The organism is Dolichospermum sp. UHCC 0352 (assembly GCF_009711925.1).
GTDB lineage: Bacteria > Cyanobacteriota > Cyanobacteriia > Cyanobacteriales > Nostocaceae > Dolichospermum > Dolichospermum lemmermannii.
The window spans coordinates 1-9,203 of the sequence record NZ_VIKY01000094.1 but is presented as its reverse complement, the minus strand read 5'-3'; the positions used below and the strand labels follow the sequence as shown (position 1 = coordinate 9,203).

Below are 9,203 nucleotides of genomic sequence, written 5' to 3'. Positions count from 1 at the left end.
TCAAGGGTTTTCGGCATTCTCCTTATAAATTATAATGATGATATCTGTTACAAGGCTTGCTATAAATGGGCGGAGAATCATAGCTATAAAAATTGATCCTCAACATAGACTTTTTAAAAGACAATATGGCGGAAAACCCTACAGCCTAACTGCCAACAACGACTTTCATAGATTTGTTAGACTGAACACACCAGGATTTTTTTTCAGTCACATCTGTAGATAACGCCAGCAGACGAGGCACTTCATGCTTACAAACACCCTACTTCTCTCAAATCAACTTCCCAGTTTACAATATTCATCCACCACAGAACGCTTCGATGACACTTGGGAAGCCCCCCTGGCAACCCTTTTGGGACTAGGACGCGCTGCCGGTGCTGATTTTGTGGAATACTTCTTAGAACGTCGCAACTACATCAGTTGTTTAGCCGAAGAAGATACCATTACCAGCATTTCCCCCAATTTAGCTACCGGTGCAGGAGTGCGAGTATTTCGTGGCAAAGCTGACTGCTACGTTAGCACCAATAACCTCACATTTGCCGGTTTAAAAGCTGCTTTAGAAAAAGCTCTTTCCATCTTAGGCTTACAACTACCCGGACCGAGTGCCTTCATTCCCGAAATCAACCTAGAACTACTCAGAGACTACGCCAGCAAACGCGGTAAAGACGGTTGGCTACCCTTGTGTAGTTCTATCAGCGAAATGGGAGAAGTCCTCCTTGATGGTACAGCCCAACTTAATAAAAAAGCTACCCACGTCCAATCCCGCCGCGCTTCCTACTTCCGCGACTGGCAAGAAGTATTAGTTGCTGCCAGTGACGGCACATTTGCCCGTGATATCCGCCTCACCCAGTCCGTTGGTTTTAATCTCCTTTGTGCTGACGGTGCTAACCGTTCCTCTATTGCTGACAGGGCTGGTAACACCAGTGACGCTAACTTCCTGAGAACCTGGGATTATCAACAAGCCTCCGAACAAATCGCCGAATCTGCTGGTAAAATGCTTTACGCAGATTACGTAGAATCAGGAACTTACCCGATTATCATGGCCAATCACTTTGGCGGTGTAATTTTCCACGAAGCTTGCGGACACCTTTTAGAAACCACCCAAATTGAACGCAAAACCACACCATTTGCCGACAAAAAAGGTGAAAAAATTGCCCACGAAAGCTTAACAGCTTGGGACGAAGGCCGCGCCGATAATGCCTTCGGGACAATTGATATGGACGACGAAGGAATGCCCGCCCAAAGAACATTATTAATTGAAAAAGGCATCCTCAAAAACTTCCTCGCTGATAGAACCGGTTCAGTGCGGACTGGACACCCCAGAACAGGCAGTGGCCGCCGGCAAAATTACACTTTTGCTGCCGCTAGTCGGATGCGAAATACCTATATTGATTGTGGAGAACACACAACAGAAGACCTATTTGCCTCCGTTGATAAAGGTATTTACTGTAAGAAAATGGGTGGCGGAAGTGTGGGCGCAACAGGTCAATTTAACTTTAGCGTTGATGAAGCTTACTTAATAGAAAATGGCAAAATTACCAAACCATTAAAAGGTGCTACCCTCATCGGAGAAGCCAAGGAAATCATGAATAAAATTTCCCTATGTTCCCAAGATTTAGAACTAGCTCCCGGCTTCTGTGGTTCAGTCAGCGGCAGTATTTACACCACCGTTGGACAACCCCATATTAAGGTTGATTCTATTACTGTTGGTGGCAGATAAAAATCATCAGATGAAAAACAGATAAACCATACATATTATCTGTTCTCATCATTAATTCTTTTCTTCCTTTGCGCCTTTGCTCCTTTGTACCTTTGCGCGAAACTTTCATCTTAAAATGTAATCATGTCTAACATTCAAGAAATCGCAACCTACGCTCAAGAAAATGCTGCCAAACTTGGCATTAAAAAGTTTGATATTTACGGTTCAACTGTAGATGATACTAGCGTTCAAGTTGACCAAGGTGAACCCAAACAAGTCAAAGCTTCCAATCGTTCTGGGGTAACAGTTCGGGTTTGGAATGAAGAAAATACAATGGGTGTTACCAGCACCACAGATGTAGATGCTCAAGGATTAGAATTAGCTTTAAAAACTGCTTACGAAGCGAGTTTTTTTGGTGTGAAAGAAAATGTTCCTGATTTTAGTCCAGAAGCAACTATTCCTATTCCTAATACACATCAGAAAAAAGCCCTGCAAGCACCTGTTTCTGAACTAATAGAAAAACTATTAGTAGCAGAAAAAGAATTAATGGCAAAACATCCTGCGATTACAAGTGTGCCTTATAATGGTTTAGCACAAAGAGATATTGACAGATTTTATCTCAATAGTGATGGTGCTGTGAGAACTGAATCTCATTCTTTAGCTTCTATTTATTTGTACAGCAAAACTGAAGAGGAAAATAAAAAACCTCGCAGTGCTGGTGCTTATCGAGTCAAGGAAAGTGTAGCCGATTTAGATATTGCAGGTTGTATTCAAGAAACTGCTGATAAAACCATCAGTCATTTGCATTATGAAAAAATCAAAACTGGTAAATATCAAGTAGTTTTCTCTGCTGAAGCTTTTTTAAGTTTGTTGGGGGCTTTTTCCAATTTATTTAACGCCCAAAGTATTCTGGATAATCAAAGTTTATCAAAAACTGATGATATCGGTAAAGAACTGGCTTCACCTTTACTTTCAGTTTATGATGATGCTTTACACCCCGCTAATATTGGGGCTGAAAGTTTTGATGGTGAAGGGACTCCCACCCGGCAAATTAAGTTAATAGAAAAGGGCATTTTAACCAGCTTTTTGCATAGTGCGGGAACTGCAAAACGGTTAAATGCTCAACCTACAGGTAATGCTAGTATTGGCGCAAAAGTGAGTGTCAGTCCCAATTTTTATCACGTTTTTGCAGCAGGAACTCCAGAGAAAGAATTGAGTTTGGAAACTGCGGAAAATGTGATTTTAATTGATGATTTACAAGCTCTTCATGCGGGTGTTAAGGCTTTACAAGGTTCTTTTTCTTTACCTTTTGATGGTTGGTTAATTAATAAGGGTGAAAAAACCAGTATTGAGTCGGCAACTGTAGCTGGTGATTTCTTAGAACTTTTGAAATCAATTGTTTATGTAGAAAAAGAAGTTGAGTTAACACCAGGAGGAGTTGCACCGAGAGTCTGGGTGAGTGAACTTTCTATTACTGGAGATTAATATCTTTTTTTACTCTGTGCGTCTGCATGAATCTGTTGAAAACATGAAAATTTCTCCCAAACTTTGACATCATGGCCTCAAATTAATCAATTTGAGGCTTTTCATTGACATCAAACTTAGAGGATGTTTGAAAAGTTTTTAATGTATCAATAAACCCCTCTCCAAACCTCTCCCCGACGCGGGGAGAGGCTTTGAAACCCCCATTCCCTTGTAGGGAAGGGGGGAAGGGGGGTTAGGTTTCGGAGATTGTTGGTTTCATCTAATACTTTTCAAACAACCTCTTAGTCCAGGTTCTATCAATTTGCAGGTCTTGTTCTAGTTGCAATGCTTCATTTAATACTGCATTGGTGAAGTTTATACTTTTCAAGTAAGTTTGGCAAGCTGCTACTGGTATTGTCAATACATCACTCCAGGCTTGTTCTGCTTTGTGAAAATCTTGAATCTTTAAGCTATTTGCAAAAGATAAGCTACTATTTATTAAACCTAATTCCTGGATTTCTGATATTACTGATGGTTCTTTACCTAACCCATAATGATAGTCTCTAACGGTCAGAAGACAGTCATAAATTTGGCGCGATAGTCTGTTACCAACTGGCTGTAGCAAGTTACAAGCTAACGCTGGGATAATGTGCCATGTTTCAGCTAATAAATCTTTTTCTAGTCCAGATATTTTCGCAGGAATTAGCAAATCTACATCACTGAGAAAATCTGTTTCTCCTGATAGCAACATGACAGAAAAAATTAGCCACTCCTCATTTGTATCTAGAATTGCTTCAGGTTCTTTGACAATCATTACATAGCGCGGTGGTGAGTTGCCTGCCAAAAAACTTTGTGCTGAGGAAGAGTAAAAAGTTTCTTGTTCTTGAGAGAATTTCAAAGGACTTCTTATTAAGCGACTCACTTCCCAAATTTCTCCAGGTTGTGGGATTGGCATATTAGACGCTTGCCTGTTTAAAAATGTGGATTTACTCAAGTTTACACGCATATATTTAGTTTCCCGACAAAAATTAACAATGAGCCGGGATTCTGGGTGTAGTCGCATCCAATCCCATATATTATGTAACGTTCGGACGCTTCTAAATATCAGGATTTAAGTAGGTGAACGGAAAAAAACCGTAGACGCGAAGCGGCTTCTCGAAGAGTAATATGTAACGAAAAGTAAAATCGCCCAAACCCTCTTGCCTCTTGCCTCTTGCCTCTTGCCTAGTGCCATAACGACGATTTTCAATGCTAACCTACTTACTCTCATTTCAATCAATTTGAGTATTTTATTCACTTACCACTGCTTTGTTGACCGATTGTATTCTCTCTTTTGCTGGCGATTTTCTTGCAGTTTGCCCTTGAAATCTTCAACTTTAAGTAGTCCTAAAGAATCAGCAATCCGTCCTAAAAGTTCCTGCCATCGTTTGGATATTTCACTCTGACTAACTCTCAATTCTCCAGCTAGTTGAGTTTGTGTTTTTCCATCAATTTTACCTTGCCATAATTTCAGATAGTTTTGGCGTGGATATTGTTGATCTAGTTGATAAATTTTCTCTATCGCTTTAAAAATTAAATCTGCCCTTTCTGTTGCTTCCAAAATATTAAATTCATCAGTAATTGTATCTAACAGGGCTATATCTGTTCCAGGGATATTGCAATCTAAACTTTGGCATTTTCGCAGATTTTCTTGACGGACAAAATCAATAATCGCACAGCGGGCTACTGTAGCAGCCCAGCGATAAAATTCTTCTAATCCTCCTTCTCTGAACTTGCCAGATTGCAGACCCTGAAATATTTTTAAATGGGCATTTTGAACCGCATCTTCCCAAGATATGCCTGTACCCCTAGTGTATTTGTTAGCAATTTTTTTTAATCTCTGGCGATAGTTTGAGTCAAGCCAAGTCTCTGAAGAATAAGACCATGATTCCTGCGCTGATAACATACAATATGTCCTTGATAAATAGGCTATTAACTAGGCAACAAATAATCTTTCCAATGTGCAAATTGCTGAATAATATGATTATTTTTGTGAAAATTGGAGCGTAAATTCAACTTACTTGAATAACGCCTTCACCAACAAATATATAAATTCAGCATTTATACTTTTTTCTCACATAAGGAAATGTAGAGAATGTTGATTAATACCATATAAATTTATGGTTTTGAAACCAAATCTTTTTTCTCTATATTTTCTTACTTACATTCCATGTCTCACACTAACTGCATAGACGGTTCACAGCTTGGTCATCATAAAATATTCGATGATTGCAATTACCCGGATTTGATATCACCGCATATTTTTATTTCGATTCTTCCTATTTAAGTCTCAATGCCAATCTATTCAACATCGTCTAAACAGTAGAGATAGAATTTAGCTTTTTTTATTACTCTAGATAGAGGAAAAATATAAAATTTATAATTATGCAACAGAAAAAAATATAGCAGTTCTTGATTGATAAAAACCTAAATACCATTAGTTGCGCTTGCTCAATACCTATTCAGCAAGGCTTCCAAATTTTCTTGCCAACTTCGGAATATTTTGTTTTGGGTGTTCGTTATAGAAAGTAAGGACAGTTCACCATCAAGTTCACAAAGAGGCAAGGAAGTTTGAGCATTAGTGAATATTTTACTTTGGCTCTAAACTACACCTGCTAGTGAAGCTATCCTCCGGGAATTTGTTTCCTAGTTCTCAAATTTTTGAGTGCTTTTTTAACTGTGAAATTTAATCTTTTTTGTGAACTGTGCGAGCAATGTGTGTACCTTTCTGCTTGAGAAAAGTGCCACTTCAATCTTTACCTTCATTCTGTTAATTAAGGAAAAAACATCATGCAAGTTATCGAAAATCATGAATTGTTTAGCGAACTTTCCAATGACGAATCTGCTGAGATGAATGGTGGTGCTGGTGCTGCTCAAGGAGCTAATGCGGTCGCCGTGTTCTTGACAGCTAACGGTGGTGTGCCGCTAACCCCTGCTCAAGGTGTTCTAGCATCAATAACAACATTGGCATAATCGCTCTGTAGCCTTTCATTCATTTGTTCTATCAAATGAAGTGAATAATGCGCCCCAGATTCCCAGAAATTCAAGCAGATACTCGCTACTTCAAAGTGAGGTGGGCGCATTTCTTAAACTTAGTAAAACCATAGACAATTTCCTCCTTAACTGTTCACTTCCCTACCCCTCAATTAATTTTTTCATAAGTTTTTTGGAAACTTTTCAGAGAGTAGGGGAGTGAATAATTACTTGGTTTTCTGATTAGATGTGCCTAATTAAGAAGAACACAATTATGTCAAAAATTAATAATCTCGAACATAAGGAACTGTTTACTGAACTTTCTTTGGAAGAATCCGCTACTGTTAGTGGTGGTGATGCTGCTGCTGCTGCTACCGCCCTCGCTGGATTCTTAGCTGCCAACGGTTCAGCACGTCTAACTCCTGCTCAAGCAGTGATGGTTATAGCAACAGCATTAGTATAATTTCTCTCTATTTAGGAATATTTAACTCTTGCAAAATAGCTATTTTGACTCACTTAAATATAAAGCCTTACTTACTATAAACTTCTCTGGCTGAACAAATTTTGCTTTGCTTATTTGTTTGTCAGGGAACTTTTATATCAAGCCTGATATCTTCACTCATTCCCTCATTGCCTTTCTAATTATCCTTCTAATATTTGCCCGATTTTATTTCACCAAAACTATAACATCAAATCTCGGTGACTCCTAAATGAGCATAGATATAAAATTGATTAAATCCTTTCAAATAGCCAAGCTAGGGCTGCTCCGGTGGTTTCTGCTAAGATACTAATGAGACGATAAAGAGCGATCGCACTAATCACCAAAGCCGCCGGAAAATGATATTGTAACAGTAACATCGCTGTGGTTTCAAATACTCCTAAACCACCAGGCGCACCAGGAACAATTAACCCCAATACCCAAGCACAACTAAAAGCTCCCACTAATAAGGGTATTTGCTCCCAATTTACAGAAGTTAAAGCCAACATAGTTAAAATAAATCCAGCACACCTCAACCCTAAAAAAACTAATTCTCCTAATAATGGTTTCACCGGGTAACGTTTAATTATAAAACTATTAATTAATTGATTTTCTCCATGAGATTTTTTATTTTTCCACCGTTCTAAAAGTTTAATAGCTGGATTTAAAAATCGAGGATGAAGTATACCCAAGACAATTATTAAACTCAGAAATTGCAGAATCATGAAATTAAATTTCAGATTATTAACAACAAGTTCACTACCAAATAAAACAATAATAATTAAAGCTGCTGCTAACATTAATAATGGTTCTAATAAAACACTTAAAGTAGCAATATTAGTAGGAATATTAGCATTTTTAGCCGCCATAATTCGCCCGTAATAATGCCAAATATTCCCAGGTAAATATTTAGCAATATTCGTTTTTAAATAAACTTGAATAAATTCAATAGCAGATACAGATTGATTTAACTCCCTTAATACCCAAGTCCAAATCCAACCCGCCCAAATATGTGCCAGTAAAGTTATAAATGTAGCAGCTACTAATATTAACCATCCATTTGCACTAATCCGAATAGCACTAACTCCCAACCAATTATCTTTTAACGCTTTCAACAAAAAAAATAGCGTACCACCTAAAATCAACCACCGGACAATTTTCTTCATTTTAGATTTATTGAAATATTCAGATCCCCGACTTCTTGAAGAAGTCGGGGATCTGGTTAATTGTGCCAACTTTCTAACGCTAACCGATGAATTTCTCGCCAAGGAATATTATTTTGTCTTGCTAATTCTGCACAATCTTCATATTCTGGCTGCACATTAGTAATCACCTTTTCTGTAGCTTTTCCTGTCCAGGCAACTTTTACAGATATTGTCCCATAAACAGTTTCCACCTTTTGCATTTCCCTTTGTAAAAATGACCGTTTTTGAGTAGTACGACGAATCCCTAAAGTGCTAGTTTCTCGAAATAACACATCCTCACAACTAGCTAAATTTTCAGGATGACAAATCACAGTTAATAAAATTCCAGTTCGTGACTTTTTCATCCCTATGGGTTGAGTAAAAACATCCACCGCACCCGCAGCAAATAAAGCCTCAAACACATAACCGAATACTTGCGGATTTAAATCATCTATTTGAGTTTCGAGGACAGTAATAGTTTCTAGATTTGGAGAATATTCCCCTAAATCAGAGTTATCAGTCTGTAAAGATTCATTTTCACCGTACCAGAGCCGTAGTATATTAGAAATGGGTAAATCTAGAGAACCCGCCCCTAATCCTATCTGTTTGATAGTCATTGGTGGTGGAGAACCAAAGTCTTGTACTAAGGTAGTAGCGATCGCCGCCCCCGTTGGTGTTACCAATTCTCTGTCAATACCATTGCTATAAACTGGACAACCCCGCATTTCCCACAACTTTAACACCGCTGGTACTGGTACAGCCATTCTTCCATGTGCCGCATTAACAGTACCACCTCCCGTTGGAAATGCAGAACAGTATAGCAAAGGCAACCCTGAGCGATCGCAATCAATACCCAACCAATCCAACCCTAAGCAAGTACCAACAATATCCACAATGGCATCCACAGCCCCCACTTCATGAAAATGAACTTTTTCCGGTGCGATGCCATGAACAGCCCCCTCTGCCACTGCCAACTGTCGGAAAACAGCTAAACTCCAAGCTTCCGCCCGCACTGGCAAATTCCCCTTGAGAATCATCTCCTCTATTTCTGGCAAATGACGGGTGTGGTGGTGATCATGTTCATTATGAGAATGATGATGATGGTGATGAACCAAATCCACATCAACCTTAGTCGCTTGTTGACCTTGACGGTGAACCAATTCCGCCCGTAATCGGTATTCTGCCTCAATTCCCAAGCCATTGAGTTTTTCCACCAAATACTCCACAGGCACACCGAGACTGACTAACGCCCCCAAGCACATATCACCAGAAATCCCTGTTGGGCATTGAAGATAAGCGATTTTATTCATAAATTTATTTGTTAGTTGTCAGTTGTCAGTAGGGGCGAAGCATTTGGAAGATAAATTAT

General features: G+C 39.0%; 8 protein-coding genes. 4 read left to right on the top strand and 4 right to left on the bottom strand.

The window, feature by feature from the left end:
- Positions 1-244: 244 nt before the first annotated feature.
- Together FJR06_RS06255 and FJR06_RS06250 are read left to right on the top strand one after the other, a co-directional pair.
- Entirely contained in the window at positions 245-1,717 is a 1,473-nt protein-coding gene (locus FJR06_RS06255) for a TldD/PmbA family protein (protein ID WP_168651056.1), read from the top strand.
- Between the two features lie 123 nt (positions 1,718-1,840).
- The gene (locus tag FJR06_RS06250) at positions 1,841-3,181 is read left to right on the top strand and encodes a TldD/PmbA family protein (protein WP_015079316.1); all 1,341 of its coding nucleotides are present in this window, start codon (positions 1,841-1,843) and stop codon (positions 3,179-3,181) included.
- 259 nt (positions 3,182-3,440) lie between these two features.
- Here the strand turns inward: FJR06_RS06250 and FJR06_RS06245 are convergent, their stop codons facing one another.
- Positions 3,441-4,115 carry a hypothetical protein gene (locus tag FJR06_RS06245; protein ID WP_254433073.1) on the bottom strand — a complete coding sequence of 225 codons (675 nt, stop codon included), beginning with the start codon at positions 4,113-4,115 and terminating at the stop codon, positions 3,441-3,443.
- Between the two features lie 342 nt (positions 4,116-4,457).
- Entirely contained in the window at positions 4,458-5,105 is a 648-nt protein-coding gene (locus FJR06_RS06240) for a sigma-70 family RNA polymerase sigma factor (protein WP_168651054.1), read from the bottom strand.
- Positions 5,106-5,989: 884 nt separating this feature from the next.
- Here FJR06_RS06240 and FJR06_RS06235 point away from each other — a divergent pair.
- Both FJR06_RS06235 and FJR06_RS06230 read left to right on the top strand, forming a co-directional pair.
- The gene (locus FJR06_RS06235; protein WP_168651053.1) at positions 5,990-6,172 is read left to right on the top strand and encodes a hypothetical protein; all 183 of its coding nucleotides are present in this window, start codon (positions 5,990-5,992) and stop codon (positions 6,170-6,172) included.
- Positions 6,173-6,446: 274 nt separating this feature from the next.
- Entirely contained in the window at positions 6,447-6,635 is a 189-nt protein-coding gene (locus FJR06_RS06230) for a hypothetical protein (RefSeq protein WP_039201479.1), read from the top strand.
- A gap of 269 nt (positions 6,636-6,904) precedes the next feature.
- Here FJR06_RS06230 and FJR06_RS06225 read toward each other — a convergent pair whose 3' ends face one another.
- Entirely contained in the window at positions 6,905-7,816 is a 912-nt protein-coding gene (locus FJR06_RS06225; protein WP_015079321.1) for a YbhN family protein, read from the bottom strand.
- A gap of 56 nt (positions 7,817-7,872) precedes the next feature.
- Entirely contained in the window at positions 7,873-9,144 is a 1,272-nt protein-coding gene (larC, locus tag FJR06_RS06220) for a nickel pincer cofactor biosynthesis protein LarC (protein WP_015079322.1), read from the bottom strand.
- Positions 9,145-9,203: the final 59 nt, after the last annotated feature.

What these genes read in the sequence shown, in the direction of transcription:
- FJR06_RS06235 (WP_168651053.1), top strand. Translation starts at nt 5,990, where the DNA reads ATGCAAGTTATCGAAAATCATGAATTGTTTAGCGAACTTTCCAATGAC.
- FJR06_RS06225 (WP_015079321.1), bottom strand. Translation starts at nt 7,816, where the DNA reads ATGAAGAAAATTGTCCGGTGGTTGATTTTAGGTGGTACGCTATTTTTT.
- FJR06_RS06240 (WP_168651054.1), bottom strand. Translation starts at nt 5,105, where the DNA reads ATGTTATCAGCGCAGGAATCATGGTCTTATTCTTCAGAGACTTGGCTT.
- FJR06_RS06255 (WP_168651056.1), top strand. Translation starts at nt 245, where the DNA reads ATGCTTACAAACACCCTACTTCTCTCAAATCAACTTCCCAGTTTACAA.
- FJR06_RS06245 (WP_254433073.1), bottom strand. Translation starts at nt 4,115, where the DNA reads ATGCCAATCCCACAACCTGGAGAAATTTGGGAAGTGAGTCGCTTAATA.
- larC (WP_015079322.1), bottom strand. Translation starts at nt 9,144, where the DNA reads ATGAATAAAATCGCTTATCTTCAATGCCCAACAGGGATTTCTGGTGAT.
- FJR06_RS06250 (WP_015079316.1), top strand. Translation starts at nt 1,841, where the DNA reads ATGTCTAACATTCAAGAAATCGCAACCTACGCTCAAGAAAATGCTGCC.
- FJR06_RS06230 (WP_039201479.1), top strand. Translation starts at nt 6,447, where the DNA reads ATGTCAAAAATTAATAATCTCGAACATAAGGAACTGTTTACTGAACTT.